Here is a 15,475-nt window from a genome sequence, read left to right as displayed (position 1 = left end):
ACAGGGAAACAGGGAAACAGCCGTTTCCTATCTGTGGAAATGAATCGCGGTCGCGCTATGATGACGTCGGGGCAATTATGGAGGAAACGATGAGAACTCTGCTCTTGAGCGTTGCGATGACTATCGGTTTGGCGGCGGGCCCGGCCCTTGCGGGGGACACGCCGGCACCGGAGGGCGCCGCGGTTTACTTCGTGAATATCGAGGACGGGGCGACGGTGACCTCACCGGTCACGGTGATCTTCGGGTTGAGCGGCATGGGGGTGGCGCCGGCCGGAACCGAGAAGGAGAATACCGGTCACCACCACGTACTTGTCGACCGGCCGCCCTTCGGCGAGGGGCCGGAGGACGAGGAGATGTCGGAGAGCGGGCTTTTCTCGGATGACAACCACCGCCATTTCGGCGGCGGTCAGACCGAGGTGTCGCTCGAGCTCGAGCCGGGTGAGCACACGCTGCAACTGGTGCTGGGAGACCAGAACCACGTGCCGCATGATCCGCCAGTGACCTCGGAGCAGATCACCATCACGGTGGAATAACGCCGGATCAGAGCGTGGCGGCCAGCCGCGTGCCCTGATCTATGGCGCGTTTGGCATCAAGCTCGGCGGCGACATCGGCGCCGCCGATCACGTGGACGGTGCGGCCCTTTTCCTCCAGCGCGTCGGCCAGACTGCGTTGGCTGAGCTGGCCGGCGCAGAGGACGATGGTGTCGGCCTCGATCAGGGTGGGCTTCTCGCGGGCCTCGCCGAAACTGATATGCAGGCCGTCGGCGTCGATGCGTTCGTAGTTGACGCCCGCGACCATCTCGACGCCCTTCATCCGTAGCGTCGCGCGGTGGATCCAGCCGGTGGTCTTGCCGAGGCGCTTGCCGGGGCGTTCGGATTTGCGCTGCAGGAGCGTGACCTTGCGCGCGGCGGGGTCGGGTTGGGGGCCTTCCGGGGCGAGGCCGCCGCGGTAGTCTGCCGGGTCGCCGACGCCCCATTCCTCTTTCCACTCGGACAGGTTCTCGGTGGGGCTCTCGCCGTCATGGACGAGGAATTCGGCCACGTCGAAGCCGATCCCGCCGGCGCCGACGATGGCGACGCGCTTGCCCACCTTGGCCTTGCCGCGCAGGACGTCGATGTAGTTCAGGACGTTGTCGCCATCCTGTCCTGGGATCTCGGGGTCGCGGGGAATGACGCCGGTCGCGATGATGGTTTCGTCGAAGCCGTCGAGCGTATCGGCGGTGACGTCGGTGCCGAGTTTGACCGTGATTCCAAGCTCTTCGACCATCGTTTCGAACCATGAAACGAAGCCGTGGAATTCCTCCTTGCCGGGGATTTCGCGGGCCATGTTGAGCTGGCCGCCGAGGCGGTCGTCGCGGTCGAAGAGGGTGACGGCGTGGCCGCGCTGGGCGGCGGTCATGGCCGCCGAGAGGCCCGCGGGGCCGGCGCCGACGACGGCGATGGACTTGGGCCGGCTGGCCGGTTCGATGGGCAGCTCGGTCTCGTAGCAGGCGCGGGGGTTGACGAGGCAGGTGGAGATCTTGCCGCTGAACGTGTGGTCGAGGCAGGCCTGGTTGCAGGCGATGCAGGGGGCGATGGTGGCGGCCTTGTTTTCCATGGCCTTTTTCACGAAATCCGGGTCGGCGAGGAAGGGGCGGGCCATGCTGACCATGTCGGCGGCGCCGCCGGAGAGGACGTCTTCGGCCACTTGCGGCGTATTGATGCGGTTGGAGGTGATGACCGGGATGCCGACCTTGCCCATCAGCTTTTTCGTGACCCAGGTGAAGGCCGCGCGGGGGACGGAGGTGGCGATGGTGGGGATGCGCGCCTCGTGCCAGCCGATGCCGGTATTGATGATCGAGGCGCCGGCTTTCTCGACCTCCTGCGCCAGTTGTATCACCTCGTCGAAGGTCGAGCCGTCGGGGACGAGGTCGATCATGGACAGCCGATAAATAAGGATGAAATCGGGGCCGACAGCCTCGCGGACGCGGCGGACGACCTCGAGCGCGAGGCGCATGCGGTTCTCGTAGGAGCCGCCCCAGCGGTCTTCGCGTTTGTTGGTGTGGCGGACGAGGAACTGGTTGATGAGGTAGCCCTCGGAGCCCATGATCTCGACCCCGTCGTAACCGGCCTGCCGGGCGCGGATGGCGGCGGTGGCGATGTCGGCGATCTGCTTCTCGATCCCCTCTTCGTCGAGCTCGTTCGGGGGGAAAGGGGAGATGGGGGATTTGACCGGCGAGGGGGCCACGCATTCCTTGCCATAGGCGTAGCGGCCGGCGTGCAGGATCTGCATGGCGATGAGACCGCCGGCGTCATGCACCCGGTCGGTGACGATGCGGTGGTTGGTGATGTCGTCTTCGGTGTAAAGCCCTGCGGCGCCTGGGAAAACCCCGCCTTCGCGGTTGGGGGCCATGCCGCCGGTGACCATCAGGCCGACCTCGCCGCGGGCGCGGGTGGCGTAGAATTCGGCGACGCGGTTCCAGTCTTTCGTCTCTTCCAGCCCGGTGTGCATCGAGCCCATCAGGACCCTGTTTTTCAAGGTCACGTGCCCGAGGTCGAGCGGGGCGAGAAGGTGGGGATATTGGGTCATGTGCGGCCTCCCGTCATTGGAAGCAACATGGCGCGGGGCGGGCGGAATGTCACCCCGGAACGCTGCGTTAAAGATTGGGGGGAAAGAGGCCGAATGCGACGTCGGTATAACGTCGGTATTTTGTCGGTATTGCGTCGGTGCGGGAAAAGGTTAACGGGCGGCGGTGCTCGTCAGCCCTTGCGGGCTGCCTCGCGGGGGATCAGGCGTCCTTCATCAGTCGGAGGGCGTCGTAGATTGCCGCGTGGGTGTTGCGGGAGGCGACGGCGTCGCCGATGCGGAAGAGCTGGAAGCCTGAAGGCCCGCCGGTGAGGGTTTGGGGTTTGCCCGCGACGAGTGCGTCGTAATCGACGGCGCCGAAGTTTTCGGAGAGCGGCTTCAGTTCGAAATAGAGCTCGTCCATGGGCGTGATGCCATGGTTGACGACGACCTGATCGACGGAGCGTTCACGCGTCGCGTCGGAATAGTCGGAGCCGAGCGTGGCCTTCAGGCGGTTGCCGTCGCGGTCGATACCGGTAAGGCGCCAGGTGACGGTGAAGGTCACGTCCTTGTGCTGCAGCTTGCGGATGAACGGGACGAAGGTGATGCCGGAGACGTCGACAGAGGCGCCCTGGTAGGGGCTGACGACCTCGACTGTCGCACCGGCATCGGCGAGTTTTTCGGCGGCTTGCAGCGCGGCGTAGTCGCCGACCTCGTCGTAGATCAGGACGGTCTCGCCCGGTTTGGCGTCGCCCGAGAGGATATCCCATGTGGTGACCGCGAGATCCTGGCCGTGCTTGACGATATCGGTGTTGGCGAGGCCGCCGGTGGCGAGGACGACGATATCGGGAGAGAGGGCGAGGATGTCGTCAGCCTCGGCATAGGTGTTGTAGCGGAAGGTGACGCCCAGTTTCTCGCACTGGGCGACGCGCCAGTCGATCAGGCCGATCATGTCGGCGCGGCTTTTGGTCTGGGCGGTGAGGCGGACCTGTCCGCCGGGCTGATCGGCGGCCTCGAAGACGGTGACGCGGTGGCCGCGTTCGGCGGCGACGCGGGCGGCTTCCAGCCCGCCGGGGCCGGCGCCGACGATGGCGATGGTCTTGGGCGTGTCGGTCTTGGCGATCTCGTGCGGGAGGAAGGTTTCGCGGCCCGTGGACGGGTTGTGGACGCAGAGCGCCGCCTCGCCGTAATAGGCGCGGCCGAGGCAGTAGGTGGCGCCGACGCAGGGGCGGATGTCGTCTTCGCGGTTCTCGGTGATCTTGCGGACGATATGCGGGTCGGCCATGTGGGCGCGGGTCATGCCGACCATGTCGAGCTGGCCGGTGGCGACGGCGTGGCGGGCGGTGGCGACATCGGCGATCTTGGCGGCGTGGAAGGCGGGCAGGCCCACGTCGTGCCGGATGCGGCCGGCGAAATCGAGATGCGGGGCGGAGCGCATGCCCTGCACGGGGATGACGTCGGCCAAGGCCGCGTCGGTGTGGATGCGGCCCTTGATGATGTTGATGAAGTCGATGAGGCCCGCGTCCTTTAGGCGGCGGGCGAAGGTGACGCCTTCCTCGACCGGGATGCCGCCGGGTTCGCTTTCGTCGGCGACGTAGCGGATGCCGAGGATGAAATCGTCGCCCACGCGCTTGCGGCAGGCGGTGAGCATTTCGGTGGCGAAGCGCAGGCGGTTGTCGAACTCGCCGCCATAGGGGCCGGAGAGGGCGTTGGTCAGCGGGCTGAGGAACTGGTCGGGCAGGTGGCCGTAGCATTCGTATTCGACGCCATCCAGCCCGGCGGCCTTCATCCGTTCGGTGGCGTCGGCGTAGTCGTCTACGATGCGGGCGATATCCCAGTCTTCGGCCACCTTGGGAAAGGCGCGGTGGGCCGGTTCGCGGGAGGGGCCGGCGCCGATTGTGGGAAGCCAGTCGCCGGTGTCCCACCGGGCGCGGCGGCCGAGATGGGTGAGCTGGATCATCACCGCGCAGCCGTGGTCGTGACATTCGTCGGTGAGTTTCCGCATCCAGCCGACGACCGCGTCGTCATAGGCGAGGATGTTGCCGAAGGCCGGGGGGCTGTCGGGGGAGACCACCGCCGAGCCGGCCGTCATGGTGAGGGCCAGCCCGCCTTTCGCCCGTTCCACGTGGTAGGCGCGGTAGCGGTCCTTGGGCATCCCGTCCTCGGTATAGGCGGGCTCGTGGCTGGAGACCATCAACCGGTTCTTCAGCGTCAGGTGTTTGAGCGTGTAGGGCTGGAGGAGGGGATCGGTGCTCATGGATGTCAGGCCGAGGCGGCCCAGTCCCAGTACATGTCGCGGACGCGGCGCGTGACCGGGCCGACCTGGTAGCTGGTGTCGTCGAAGGCCGTGATGGGGGTGACCTTCATCATGTTGCCGGAGAGGAAGATCTCGTCGGCATCGTGGAAGTCTTCGAAGGACATGACGGTTTCGTGGACGGTGACGCCATCGGCACGGAGGTTGGTGATGTGCCGCGCACGGGTGATGCCGGAGAGGAACGTGCCGTTGGGGACGGGGGTGAAGACCTCGCCATCCTTGACGGCGAAGACATTGGCGGTGGCGGCCTCGGCGACGTTGCCGAGGGCGTCGGCGACGAGCGCGTTGGTGAAGCCCTTGTCGCGGGCCTCGGCCAGCATGCGGGCGTTGTTGGGGTAGAGGCAGGCGGCCTTGGCGTTCACCACGGCGTCTTCCAGCACCGGGCGGCGGAAGCGGGTGCGGGTGAGGGTGGCGGAGGCGTCGGGGGCGGCCATGGGGATTTCCTCGAGCGAGATGGCGAAGCCGGTGCGGCTGTCGTCTTTCGGGACGATGGCGGACATGCCGCCGTCGATGGCCCAGTACATCGGGCGGATGTAGATGGCCGCATCCTTGGGGTACATTTTCAGCCCCTCGTGGACGATCTCGACCATTTCGGAGGCCGTGACGGTGGGGGTGACCATCAGGGCCTCGGCCGAGGCGTTGACGCGGGCGCAGTGCTTGTCGAGATCGGGGGTGAGGCCGTGGGCGAGGCGGGCGCCGTCGAACACGTTGGAGCCGAGCCACATGCCATGATCGGCCGCGTTCATCACGGCGATGTCGGCGTCGTGCCAGGTTCCGTTGAAATAGGTCTTGATGTTCGTTCCGGTCGGCATGGGTCGCCCTCCCCTCGTCAATTCGGGCGCAGGTTAGGCCGGGCGCGCGGTGGCGTCCAGAGGCCGGGGGCCGGGAAATGCGGGCTGCGGCGATGGGTGACAGGGTGGCGGTGTCGCGCTAGGGTGCGGCACCGGCACGTGGCCGGGCGCGCGACGGGTTGTTTCATGGGATTGGCAGAGAGTGGCCGGGCTTGGCCCGGACGGTGGGTTCTTGCGCTTGTCGCGACGTGGCTGGCGGGCTGTGCCGAGCCGCCGCCGGAGACCCATAGCCGCGGGCAGGCCGCGACGGCGGATTTCCGGATGGCGACCTATAACGTACATTACCTCGACCTTGCCGCCGGGGCGGAGGATGAGTGGGGTCTGCCGGCCTGGCAGGCGCGGCGCGGGCCGGTGGTGGCGCAGGTCAGGCGGATGGGGGCGGATATCGTGGCCTTCCAGGAGCTGGAGACGCGCGGGCAGGGCGGTGGTGCGGATGTGTGGGAGCGATGGCTGCTGGATGCCTTGCCGGAGTATCGCTCGGCCGCGTCGGGGTTCGGGCGGGGCGTGTCGGTGGGGCAGCCGATTTTCTATCGGCCGGGGGCGTTCCGGCTGCTGGATGACGGGTTTGTCTTCTTCACCCGGCCGGATGCGAATTTCCGGTCGATCCGGGCGATTGCCGGGTATCCGGATGCCGTGACATGGGCGCGGCTGGAGCACCGGGAGAGCGGCGAGGTGGTGAGCGTGTTCAACGTGCATCTGCATTTCATCGACACGACGCAGCGGCTGCGGTCGGCGCGGCGGGTGGTGGAGCTGGCGGAGGCGGCGCAGGCGCGGGGGGATCGGGTGCTGGTGGCGGGAGATTTCAACGCGCGACGGAATTCGCGGGCGTTGCGGATCTTCTACGAGGGGGGATTTGCGCGGGCGGCGCAGAGGGGGGCGACGTTTCATTTCAACACCGGGATGCATTTGTTCGGGGCGATCGATCACCTGCTGCATGACGAGGGCGCCGTGCCCGTGGGCCGGGCGGGGATGGCGACGGCGAAGATCGGGGGGGTATGGCCGTCGGATCATTACCCGGTCTGGGTGGATTTCCGGCTGGGTCCGCGCGGCTAGGCGGGGGATTGCCGCAGGGGCTTGAGCGGGGCGGGCGGGCACCCCATCTTTTGGCGGAACCCGGCAGAACGGAAGGTTGGACGAGATGTTCAGTTCACTGATCGAGAATGCCTTCAGGCAGGCGCAGGAGAATGGCGACCTCGACAACCTGCCGGGGGCCGGGAAGCCGATTGCCGAGAGCAGCCTGACAAGCGACCCGTTCGCGCATGTCTATGCCGAGAGCGGGACGATGACGCCGCTGGGAGAGATGCAGCGGAAGATCGAGGCGGCGAAGCAAAGGCTTGCCGGGGCGACGGACCCCGAGGCGAAGCGGAAGATCCAGGCGGAGATTTCGGAGCTGGAAATGCGCAAGGCCGTCGAGATGGAGACGTGGAAGCGCTACGGGTGAGCGGCGGGCCTGCCCGCGGGTCTTGACCCTGCCGGGGTAGGCGGGCCTTTCCCTTGACGCGGATCAATTCGGAAAATGCGGTGCTGGTGTAGGTTTTTCCCGGGGAGTGGGAAGGACAAGGAAAGGATGCGCCATGCTGTCCCGTCGTGCCCTGTTGGTATCTGGTCTGTCTGTCACCGCGCTGGCCGCGGTGGGCTATGGGACGTGGCCGAGGATGGGGGCCTATGCCGAGGAGGCGGCGCGGCAGCGGCAGTTGCTGGCGGCCGAGCCGGAGCTTGGCGAGCTGGTCAGGATGGCGTCGCTGGCGGCGAACGGGCATAACACGCAGCCCTGGCGGTTTCGGGTGAGCGAGGGGGCGGTGGATATCCTGCCGGATTTCGACCGGCGGACGGAGGTTGTCGACCCGGATGATCACCATCTTTACGTGAGCCTTGGCTGTGCGGCGGAGAACCTGGTGATTGCTGCCGGGGCGTCGGGGCGGAGGGCCGCGGTGAGCGCCGCCGGGAAGGACGGGGTCGGGATTGCGCTGGAGCAGGGGGCGGCGGCGGAGAGCCCGCTTTACGAGGCGATCCCCTATCGGCAGTCGACGCGGTCGGATTATGACGGGGCGCCGGTGTCGGCGGAGGATATCCGCCGTTTGCAGGAGGCCGCGCGGGAAGAGGGCGTCGAGCTTCTGATCTTCACCGACGTGGTGGATCTCGAGACGATCCTCGAAGCGGTCGTGGAGGGAAATTCCGCCCAGATGGATGACCCGGCCTTTGTCGAGGAGCTGAAGGAGTGGATCCGGTTTTCGCCCGATGAGGCGCTGGCGCGGGGCGACGGGCTGTTCACCGCCGCGTCGGGCAACCCGGTGATGCCGGGGTGGCTGACGCGGGCGATGTTCGGGCTGGTCTTCCGGAAGGGGAGCGAGAACGACAAGTACCGCGGCCATGTGCGCACGTCTTCGGGGGTGGCGGTGTTCGTCGGCGACAAGGCCGACCCGGCGCATTGGATCAGGGTCGGGCGGGCGTTTCAGCGGTTTGCGTTGCAGGCGACGGCGCTGGGGCTGAAGACGGCGCATGTCAATCAGCCGGTGGAGGTGCCTTCCGTTCGGGAGGAGTTTGCCGGGTGGCTGGGGATACCGGGCCAGCGGCCGGACCTGGTTGTCAGGTTCGGGCGGGCGGCGGCGTTGCCGATGTCGTTGAGGCGGCCCGTGGGCGAGATCGTGGTGTGAGGCTCAGGCCGGTTCCTGCTGGGTGATGCAGTGGATGCCGCCGCCGCCGGTGGCGAGCGTGGTGATGTCGACCATGCGGACGTGGTGGTTTGGCAGGTGTTCCTCGAAGAGTTCGCGAACGCGCCCGTCTTCGGGGAGGTTGTATCGCGGGACGATGACGGCGCCATTGCAGATATAGGCGTTGACGTAGGAATCGCAGAAATTGTCGCTGTCGGTAACGTAGTCGAACGCGTCTGGGCAGTGGACGAGTTTGAGGGGGCGGCCGCGCGCGTCGGTCTGGCCGGCGAGGGCGGCGAGGTTGGCGGCGTGGATGTGGCGCCAGGGGTGGTCGGGCCGGTCATTGCCCTGCACCATCAGGAGGCCGGGCGCGAGGAACATGGCGATGCCGTCGACATGGCCGTCGGTTTCGGTTTCTTCCACGTTGCCGGGGAGCCAGATGACCTTTTCGGCGCCCAGCATGTCCTTCAGTTCGGTTTCGATCTGGTCGAGCGTCCAGCCGGGGTTGCGGTTGGCGTTGGGGAAGCAACTGCGCGTGGTGATGATCGTGCCTTCGCCGTCTGTGGTGATGCCGCCGCCTTCGGCGATGAGGTTTGAGGCGAAGGCGCGGACGCCGGCGGCGGAGAGGATGGCGTCGGCGGCGCTGTCGTCGCCGTCGTAAGGCGTATACTTGCCGCCCCAGGCGTTAAAGCGGAAGCTGGTGCCGGCGCGGTTTCCTGTCGCATCGGTGAGGAAGCAGGGGCCGGCGTCGCGGGCCCAGCTGTCGTCGATGGGGTGCGGCAGGAGGTCGATGTCGGACCCGAGGAGGGCGCGGGCGCCCGGTTCGTCCTGCGGCCGGACGAGCATGGTGACGGGTTCGAACTCGCGGATGGCATGGGCCACGTCGGCATAGTTGCGGCGGGTGGCGTCCATGTCCTCCCACACCTCGGCGCGGCAGGGCCACATCATCCAGGTGCGGGCGTGGGGCGCCCATTCGGCGGGCATGGTGAAGCCCGCGGCGCGCGGGGTTTGTCGGGTGGTCATCCGGGTCGTCCTCTGGCCTTTCGGGCCGAAGAGTAGCCGGGCTTCGCGGGCTTGGCCATGGCCCCCGGGGGGCGGTGCTAGTCGATCAGGCGTCTGGCCTTGTTCCATGTCCTGCGCACGGTCGAGCGGACGCCGTCGCCGGCCTCGTGGTCATGTGCCGCGTCGGCGGGGGTGACAGGGCCGGTATATTGCTGGAGCGCCGCGAGCTGGGCCCGGATCGACCGCATCTGCTCCTCGGTCAGGTCCTCGACCTTCATCTCCTCGAAGGTCTTGCCGGCGTTGCGCAGGAGGGACATGAGGCGGGCGAAGCCCAGCAGGCGATCCTGGTTGCCCTTGAGCGTGTCCATAAGCGCCATGGCGGCCTTGGCCGTGGCGGCTGCCTGGGCCGGGTCGCTGACCAGCGGCAGGAGGCGGTCGGCGCCGGATTTGTCGAGCGGGCGGTTCTCGCCCTCGTTCTGGCGTTCGACGATGCCGTGATCCTCGGCCAGCGAGCGGGGCACCCAGTTGCGGGTGACCGGCGGGAGCGGGTCGGTGAAGGGGAAGTAGTGCAGGATCTTGCGGTCGAGCGCGTCGCGGGCGCGGATCATGGAAAAGCCGACGCGATGCCACAGGAGGGCGAGGTGGGGCGGCTTGAACGTCTCCATCTGGGCCTGAAGCGCGGTGAAGGCGTCTTCGTGATCGTCGACAAGCTGGAAATGGCCGGGCTGGCCGGCCCAGTCGAGGTAATCTTCGGCCAGGGCCAGCTCGGCCAGTTCGCGGTCGATCTCGGCGGGGTCGGAGAAACGGTAGGCCTCGAGCACGCGGTCGGCGCCCATGTCGGCGACGTGCTGGCGGAGCTTCAGGCGGCGGTTGATCCAGCCGTAATCGAGCTTGAGGTCGGGGGCCATCTGCAGCGCGGCCTCGATGAATTCGACCTCCTGTTCGGTGAGGCCCTCGGGCAGGACCGCGGCGCGGACATGGGCAAAGCGGGCGTAGCCGTCGGGGTTGGCCGCCTGCAGTTGGCGCATGGAGGCCAGCCGCCGGTTGCCGTTGAGCACGACGCCGTCTTCGCGGATCAGCAGCGGGTCGGTCTGGCGGCCGTAGCGTTCCAGTTCCTCGTATATCGGGCCCTTGGGGTCGCGGGCCTTGTCGATCAGCAGATCGTGCAGGAGGTGCTGCACCTCGGCGTTTTCGGCGCGGGCCTTGAGGTCGTCGAGGGAGACGTTCTGTGCCAGGGCGGCATTGGTCAGCTCGGACAGCACGCGGCCGTTGTCGGCCCGGTAGACGAGGTTGCCGTGGTCGAGCTCGATCACCGGCACCTCGAGATAGCCGGTTTCGGCGGGCACGAAATGGGTGGCATCCCCGGCGGCAGAGACGGCTTCGGCAATCCGGGCCGTGCGGTCTGCTTTCGGCGGTACGGTCAGGTCGGGCCGGGGCTGATCTGCCGCCGTGCCCGAGGCTGTGTCGTCTGGGGCTGTGTCGCTCATACCCCCTGAGATAGGGACGGCGGGGCCTTGGGGCAATGACCCGGGCCGGGCGCCGGGGATCAGGGCGCCTCGGCCAGGAGCGCGTCGAGGTCGAGCGGGGCGTTTGTCATGGCGAGGGTGCCGTCTGCGTCGCGGGGCCATTCCGCCTCGGGCCGGTCGCGGTAGAGCTCGACGCCGTTGCCGTCGGGATCGGTGAGGTAGAGCGCCTCGCTCACGCCGTGATCGGCGGCACCGTCAAGCGGAATGCCGGCATCGACCACGCGGCGGAGCGCATCGGCCAGCTGGGCGCGGTCGGGGTAGAGGAAGGCGGTGTGGTAGAGGCCGGTATGGCCCGGTGGTGGGGGTGTGGCGCCCAGCGATTCCCAGGTGTTGAGGCCGATATGGTGGTGGTAGCCGCCGGCCGACAGGAAGGCGGCGCCGCGGCCGTAGCGCTGTTGCAGCTCGAAGCCGAGGACGCCGGAATAGAAGGCGATGGCACGGTCGAGGTCGGCGACCTTGAGGTGAACGTGGCCGATGCGGGCGGCGGGGTGGACGGGGGCTGTCATGGCGTCGGGCCTTTCGGTGATCTGTTGGCAGGGAAGATAGGCGCGGGGGGCCGGCCCGCGCAATTGCCGGAATACGATCCACCGCTGTGCGCCGTTGCACGGAACGGTGTTCCGTGTCCGGCGACGAGAAAAGGCAGCATGGATGGGGTGGGCCGTGCTAGGCTGTGGCGGACAGTGTCAGGAGATTTCAAGGGAGAGGATTCATGGCCAAGGACGGAACCCGCAGCACGCAAGGGCGTGGCAAGCTTTACGACAGCGTGATCGAGACGATCGGCGATACGCCGGTGATCCGGGTGAACAACCTCGCGCCCGAGGGGGTGGAGGTTTACGTGAAGGCCGAGGCGTTCAACCCGGCCGCGTCGGTCAAGGACCGGCTGGCGGTGAGCATCATCGAGGCGGCGGAGCGGGACGGATCGCTCAAGCCCGGGCAGACCGTGGTCGAGGCCACGAGCGGGAACACCGGCATCGGGCTGGCGATGGTCTGTGCCGCGAAGGGCTATCCGCTGGTGGTGACGATGGCCGACAGTTTCTCGATCGAGCGGCGGCGGCTGATGCGGATGCTGGGCGCGAAGGTGGTTCTGACGCCGCGGGCGCAGAAGGGCTTTGGCATGTACCAGAAGGCGGTGGAGCTGGCCGAGGCGAATGGCTGGTTCCTGGCGCACCAGTTCGAGACCGAGGCCAATGCCGACATCCACGAGATGACCACGGCGCGCGAGATCATGGCGGATTTCGACGGGCACCGGCTGGATTACGTGGTGACGGGCTATGGCACGGGCGGCACGGTGACGGGCCTGGGCCGGGTGCTGAAAAAAGAACGGCCGGAGACGAAGATCGTGCTGTCGGAGCCGGCGAATGCCGCGCTTGTGGGCAGCGGGACGGCGCAGGAGCGCGACGACAAGGGCCAGCCGGCGGTGAGCCACCCGGCATTCGAGCCGCACCCCATCCAGGGCTGGACGCCGGATTTCATCCCGCTGGTGTTGCAGGAGGCGATCGACAACGGTCTTTACGACGACCTGATCCCGGTGCCGGGGCCGGAAGGGATTGCCTGGGCGAAGAAGCTGGCGGCGAAGGAGGGGATCTTTACCGGCGTGTCCGGCGGGTCGACCTTTGCGATTGCCATGAAGCTGGCCGAGACGGCCGAGCCCGGGACGGTGATTTTGGCGATGCTGCCGGATACCGGGGAGCGGTACATGACGACGCCTTTGTTCGAGGATATCCCGGAGGATATGAGCGAGGAGGAAGAGGCGATTTCCAAGTCGACGCCGGGGTACCAGATGGGGTGATCTTTGCGTGGGGTGTGGTGGGTTGGCACCCACCCTACGAGTAAGCCCATCGCGCCGGGCGAAGGACTTGTCACCCGGGTCATGCTGGGCGCGTAATTTTCTTCGAAGAAAATTACCCGGAATCTTGGAAGATTCCGGGTGGCACGGGGTTGGGGGCGGAGTGCCTCCAATCTTCTGTGAAGAAGATTGGCCGGAATTTTCGAAAATTCCGGCCTTCACGCTCAGTACGGGTTCTTCGGTTCGCGGTCGCCTGAGAGGCTGGCTTGCGTGCGGTGGACAAGCCGCTCGATGGCGTGGGCGAGGTGTTTTTCCTGGATGTTGTAATCGCCAAGGGCGACGCGGTCGCGGTGGGCTTCGATCATCACGTCGGCATGGGAGCAGCCGCGGGGCGGTTCGAACCGGTAGCAGGCGAGTTCGATCAGGAAGCCGAGCGGATCCTTGAAATAGATCGAATCCATGAAGCCGCGGTCCTTTGGCCCGGAATGGGGGATGCCGCGGGCGTCGAGCCGCTCGGCCACCTGCGAGAAGGTCGCGTGGCTGACATTGAGGGCGAGGTGGTGGACGCAGCCAGGATCGGTGGGGGTGCGCTTGTGGACGGGCTTGCGTTTCTCGTTGGTGAAGACGGTGATGAGCCGCCCGTCGCCCGGGTCGAAATAGAGATGGCCTTCGTCGGGGTCGTCGAGGTTGGGCTGATCGAAGATGAAGGGCATGCCGAGCACGCCTTCCCAGAAGTCGATGGATGTCTGGCGATCGGCGCCGGTGAGCGTGATGTGGTGTACGCCCTGGACCTGAAGTTTGTGCATGGCTGGCTCCTCCTGTGGCTTGGGGTCAAGTATGGCGCCTGTGGGCTGTGCGGCAAGGGGTGGGTGTCTGCGCCGGTCAAGGGGGGATGGTGCGCGGGTGCGAAGGTGGCTGGCGATTGCGCTTGCCAAGGGGCGCGGCGGGGGTAGGGTTCGGGCCATGGAAAAGCATGTGGAACTCAACCGCGACCACTGGAACGCCATGGCGGACGAGTGGGTCACGATGGGCGAAGAGGCCTGGGCCAGCGATGCGCCCTACTGGGGGATCTGGGGCGTGCCCGAGCGCGAGCTTGGAATGCTGCCCGGGGATATGGCGGGCATGGAGGCCGTCGAGCTGGGCTGTGGGACGGGCTATGTCTCGGCCTGGATGGCGCGGCGCGGAGCAAGGGTTTCGGCGATCGACGTGTCGGCGGGGCAACTGGCCACGGCACGGCGGCTGGCGGGGGAGCATGGCGTCGATATCCGCTTCGAGGAGGGCAACGCCGAGGCGCTGCCCTTTGCCGACGGGGCGTTCGATTTTGCCATTTCGGAATATGGCGCCGCGATCTGGTGCGATCCGCAGGTGTGGCTGCGCGAGGCGTGGCGGGTGCTGCGCCCCGGGGGGCAGTTGGTGTTCCTGGGGCATCATCCCTTCGTCTACCTGACGACGCCGTTGAACGGGGCGGCGTGCGAGCGGGTGCTGCATCGGCCGTATCGCGGCATGGGGCGGGTGGACTGGACGCAGGTGGAGATCGACCCGGGCGGGATCGAGTATTCCCTGAGTTTTTCGGACTGGATCACGCTGTTCCTGGAGATCGGGTTTGTCGTCGAGGGCTTGCGGGAGGTCTATGCGCCCGAAGGGGCGTCGGGCGAGGAGTTCGGGATACCGGCGGAGTGGTCGCGGGATTTCCCGGCGGAGCATGTCTGGTGGCTGCGGAAGGGGTGAGGCGCCGCGCATCGCTGGGCCGTGGTGCGGCGATCCGACGGAATTGGCCTGGCGCTTTATGGCGGCCACGTCAGGATGACACCAGCGAGCGTGGCGGCCACTTGCCAAATCGCCGGATCGGCGGGGCGGCCCTGCGATGCGCGCCGGGCTGAAGCCCTTGGTTCCGCGCGGGGAAATTGACTGACCATCCTAGCGTTCTGCGACGTCCTGTCTGAACCGGGCTGCCCAGCTTTCGTTCACGGCATCGGAGAGGCGGGCGGTGGCCGGTATAACGGTGGCCGGGTCGGGTGCGGGCTGGCCGAGCGCGTCGCAGATGCGGGCGAGGGCGGCGGCGGGGTTCTCCACGAGGGTTTCGTAGGTGAGTGACAGGGGGTCGATCCCTTCCGCGGCGAACCAGCGGTGCCAGTCGGCGTCATGCGCTTCGAGCTCGGCCAGCGTGGCGGAGAGACGGTCGAAATCGTAGACGGGCGGCCGGGGCGGGGCGAGGCGTTCGATCTCGGTGCCGTCGGGGGCGCGGTGCCAGAGGCCGGATTGCCGGGCGCGGACGAGGGAGATGGCCTGGGCCAGCTTGTCATCCCGCGAGACGTGCAGGTAGAGGACCGGGCCGAAGGCGTGTTCGAGGCGGGCCCGGTCTGACGGCAGGCCGGGGTAGAGCGTGTCGAGGATGGCCGAGAGTTCGGACAGGTTTTCCTTCATCAGGCGGAAGCCGAAGATGGGGGTGCCGCCTTTTCCCTCGGCGATGGCGGCGGCGAGATAGGCGCGCTGGAAAGCGGTTTCGCCCATCGTGTCGCGCGGGGGCAGGCCCCAATCTTCGGCCCATTCGGTGATGTTCTGGCGGCGGTAGAAGGAGTGCGGCGCGCCGAGCCCGTGATCGGTGAGCAGGCCGCAGAGAAGGGTGCTGCCGGTGCGGGGCGTGCCGCAGAGGATGTAGGCGCGCACTGTCGATGCTCCTGTTCGTGCGGGGCCGCGCTGGCGGGAAAGGTGTTTCGGGGAAGTATCCGCCGGGACCGTCGGGGGTTCAAGCGCTCCCGTCGGGGCGGCACGCAGGCGGGACGGGCCGGCGCCGGCAAAGT

14 protein-coding genes are annotated in these 15,475 nt (G+C 67.4%); 6 read left to right on the top strand and 8 right to left on the bottom strand.

The annotated features are described in order from the left end of the window. Positions 1–89: 89 nt before the first annotated feature. On the top strand, positions 90–533 hold the full coding sequence (locus RIdsm_RS22880; RefSeq protein WP_057813173.1) for a DUF4399 domain-containing protein: 444 nt from the start codon (positions 90–92) through the stop codon (positions 531–533). Positions 534–540: 7 nt separating this feature from the next. Here the strand turns inward: RIdsm_RS22880 and RIdsm_RS22875 are convergent, their stop codons facing one another. From RIdsm_RS22875 to RIdsm_RS22865, 3 genes are all read right to left on the bottom strand, one after another. Continuing rightward, a complete protein-coding gene (locus tag RIdsm_RS22875) occupies positions 541–2,568 on the bottom strand; it encodes an NADPH-dependent 2,4-dienoyl-CoA reductase (protein WP_057813175.1) in 2,028 nt (675 codons plus the stop codon). A gap of 199 nt (positions 2,569–2,767) precedes the next feature. Continuing rightward, the gene (locus RIdsm_RS22870; RefSeq protein WP_057813177.1) at positions 2,768–4,801 is read right to left on the bottom strand and encodes an oxidoreductase; all 2,034 of its coding nucleotides are present in this window, start codon (positions 4,799–4,801) and stop codon (positions 2,768–2,770) included. Between the two features lie 5 nt (positions 4,802–4,806). Further along, on the bottom strand, positions 4,807–5,670 hold the full coding sequence (locus RIdsm_RS22865) for a branched-chain amino acid aminotransferase (RefSeq protein ID WP_057813179.1): 864 nt from the start codon (positions 5,668–5,670) through the stop codon (positions 4,807–4,809). A gap of 165 nt (positions 5,671–5,835) precedes the next feature. On the opposite strand from RIdsm_RS22865, the gene RIdsm_RS22860 reads away from it, so the two are divergent. From RIdsm_RS22860 to RIdsm_RS22850, 3 genes are all read left to right on the top strand, one after another. After that, on the top strand, positions 5,836–6,762 hold the full coding sequence (locus RIdsm_RS22860) for an endonuclease/exonuclease/phosphatase family protein (protein ID WP_143100390.1): 927 nt from the start codon (positions 5,836–5,838) through the stop codon (positions 6,760–6,762). An 85-nt stretch (positions 6,763–6,847) separates the two neighbouring features. Then, complete coding sequence (locus tag RIdsm_RS22855) at positions 6,848–7,150, top strand: DnaJ family domain-containing protein (protein WP_057813182.1); 303 nt, start codon at positions 6,848–6,850, stop codon at positions 7,148–7,150. Positions 7,151–7,283: 133 nt separating this feature from the next. After that, positions 7,284–8,363: an Acg family FMN-binding oxidoreductase gene (locus RIdsm_RS22850; protein ID WP_201455550.1), complete on the top strand. Its 1,080-nt coding sequence runs from the start codon at positions 7,284–7,286 to the stop codon at positions 8,361–8,363. A 3-nt stretch (positions 8,364–8,366) separates the two neighbouring features. On the opposite strand, the gene RIdsm_RS22845 is transcribed toward RIdsm_RS22850, so the two are convergent. The 3 genes from RIdsm_RS22845 to RIdsm_RS22835 all read right to left on the bottom strand — a co-directional run bounded on the left by RIdsm_RS22845 (position 8,367) and on the right by RIdsm_RS22835 (position 11,394). Then, a complete protein-coding gene (locus RIdsm_RS22845) occupies positions 8,367–9,383 on the bottom strand; it encodes an agmatine deiminase family protein (protein ID WP_074939971.1) in 1,017 nt (338 codons plus the stop codon). Between the two features lie 77 nt (positions 9,384–9,460). Next, positions 9,461–10,849 (bottom strand): hypothetical protein, encoded by a 1,389-nt coding sequence (locus RIdsm_RS22840; RefSeq protein WP_057813184.1) that lies wholly within the window; start codon positions 10,847–10,849, stop codon positions 9,461–9,463. Between the two features lie 59 nt (positions 10,850–10,908). Continuing rightward, entirely contained in the window at positions 10,909–11,394 is a 486-nt protein-coding gene (locus RIdsm_RS22835; RefSeq protein WP_057813325.1) for a VOC family protein, read from the bottom strand. Positions 11,395–11,597: 203 nt separating this feature from the next. Between RIdsm_RS22835 and RIdsm_RS22830 the strand changes: the two genes are divergently transcribed. After that, positions 11,598–12,677 (top strand): PLP-dependent cysteine synthase family protein, encoded by a 1,080-nt coding sequence (locus RIdsm_RS22830; protein WP_057813186.1) that lies wholly within the window; start codon positions 11,598–11,600, stop codon positions 12,675–12,677. A 221-nt stretch (positions 12,678–12,898) separates the two neighbouring features. Here RIdsm_RS22830 and RIdsm_RS22825 read toward each other — a convergent pair whose 3' ends face one another. After that, positions 12,899–13,480: a VOC family protein gene (locus RIdsm_RS22825; RefSeq protein ID WP_057813188.1), complete on the bottom strand. Its 582-nt coding sequence runs from the start codon at positions 13,478–13,480 to the stop codon at positions 12,899–12,901. A gap of 157 nt (positions 13,481–13,637) precedes the next feature. On the opposite strand from RIdsm_RS22825, the gene RIdsm_RS22820 reads away from it, so the two are divergent. After that, positions 13,638–14,402, top strand: coding sequence for a class I SAM-dependent methyltransferase (locus RIdsm_RS22820; RefSeq protein ID WP_057813190.1), 765 nt, complete (start codon positions 13,638–13,640; stop codon positions 14,400–14,402). 189 nt (positions 14,403–14,591) lie between these two features. Here the strand turns inward: RIdsm_RS22820 and RIdsm_RS22815 are convergent, their stop codons facing one another. Then, positions 14,592–15,341 (bottom strand): Stf0 family sulfotransferase, encoded by a 750-nt coding sequence (locus RIdsm_RS22815; protein ID WP_057813192.1) that lies wholly within the window; start codon positions 15,339–15,341, stop codon positions 14,592–14,594. Between the last annotated feature and the right edge of the window lie 134 nt (positions 15,342–15,475).

Origin of the sequence: Roseovarius indicus (assembly GCF_008728195.1) — a bacterium.
Taxonomy (GTDB): Bacteria; Pseudomonadota; Alphaproteobacteria; order Rhodobacterales; family Rhodobacteraceae; genus Roseovarius; species Roseovarius indicus.
Note: the sequence above shows the minus strand (reverse complement) of the source record. Positions and strands in the feature narration are given on the sequence as shown.

Bases quoted from the DNA above. Each gene is read 5' to 3' on its own strand.
- RIdsm_RS22870 (WP_057813177.1), bottom strand. From the start codon at position 4,801: ATGAGCACCGATCCCCTCCTCCAGCCCTACACGCTCAAACACCTGACG.
- RIdsm_RS22825 (WP_057813188.1), bottom strand. From the start codon at position 13,480: ATGCACAAACTTCAGGTCCAGGGCGTACACCACATCACGCTCACCGGC.
- RIdsm_RS22865 (WP_057813179.1), bottom strand. From the start codon at position 5,670: ATGCCGACCGGAACGAACATCAAGACCTATTTCAACGGAACCTGGCAC.
- RIdsm_RS22830 (WP_057813186.1), top strand. From the start codon at position 11,598: ATGGCCAAGGACGGAACCCGCAGCACGCAAGGGCGTGGCAAGCTTTAC.
- RIdsm_RS22855 (WP_057813182.1), top strand. From the start codon at position 6,848: ATGTTCAGTTCACTGATCGAGAATGCCTTCAGGCAGGCGCAGGAGAAT.
- RIdsm_RS22880 (WP_057813173.1), top strand. From the start codon at position 90: ATGAGAACTCTGCTCTTGAGCGTTGCGATGACTATCGGTTTGGCGGCG.
- RIdsm_RS22875 (WP_057813175.1), bottom strand. From the start codon at position 2,568: ATGACCCAATATCCCCACCTTCTCGCCCCGCTCGACCTCGGGCACGTG.
- RIdsm_RS22850 (WP_201455550.1), top strand. From the start codon at position 7,284: ATGCTGTCCCGTCGTGCCCTGTTGGTATCTGGTCTGTCTGTCACCGCG.
- RIdsm_RS22820 (WP_057813190.1), top strand. From the start codon at position 13,638: ATGGAAAAGCATGTGGAACTCAACCGCGACCACTGGAACGCCATGGCG.
- RIdsm_RS22840 (WP_057813184.1), bottom strand. From the start codon at position 10,849: ATGAGCGACACAGCCCCAGACGACACAGCCTCGGGCACGGCGGCAGAT.
- RIdsm_RS22845 (WP_074939971.1), bottom strand. From the start codon at position 9,383: ATGACCACCCGACAAACCCCGCGCGCCGCGGGCTTCACCATGCCCGCC.
- RIdsm_RS22860 (WP_143100390.1), top strand. From the start codon at position 5,836: ATGGGATTGGCAGAGAGTGGCCGGGCTTGGCCCGGACGGTGGGTTCTT.
- RIdsm_RS22835 (WP_057813325.1), bottom strand. From the start codon at position 11,394: ATGACAGCCCCCGTCCACCCCGCCGCCCGCATCGGCCACGTTCACCTC.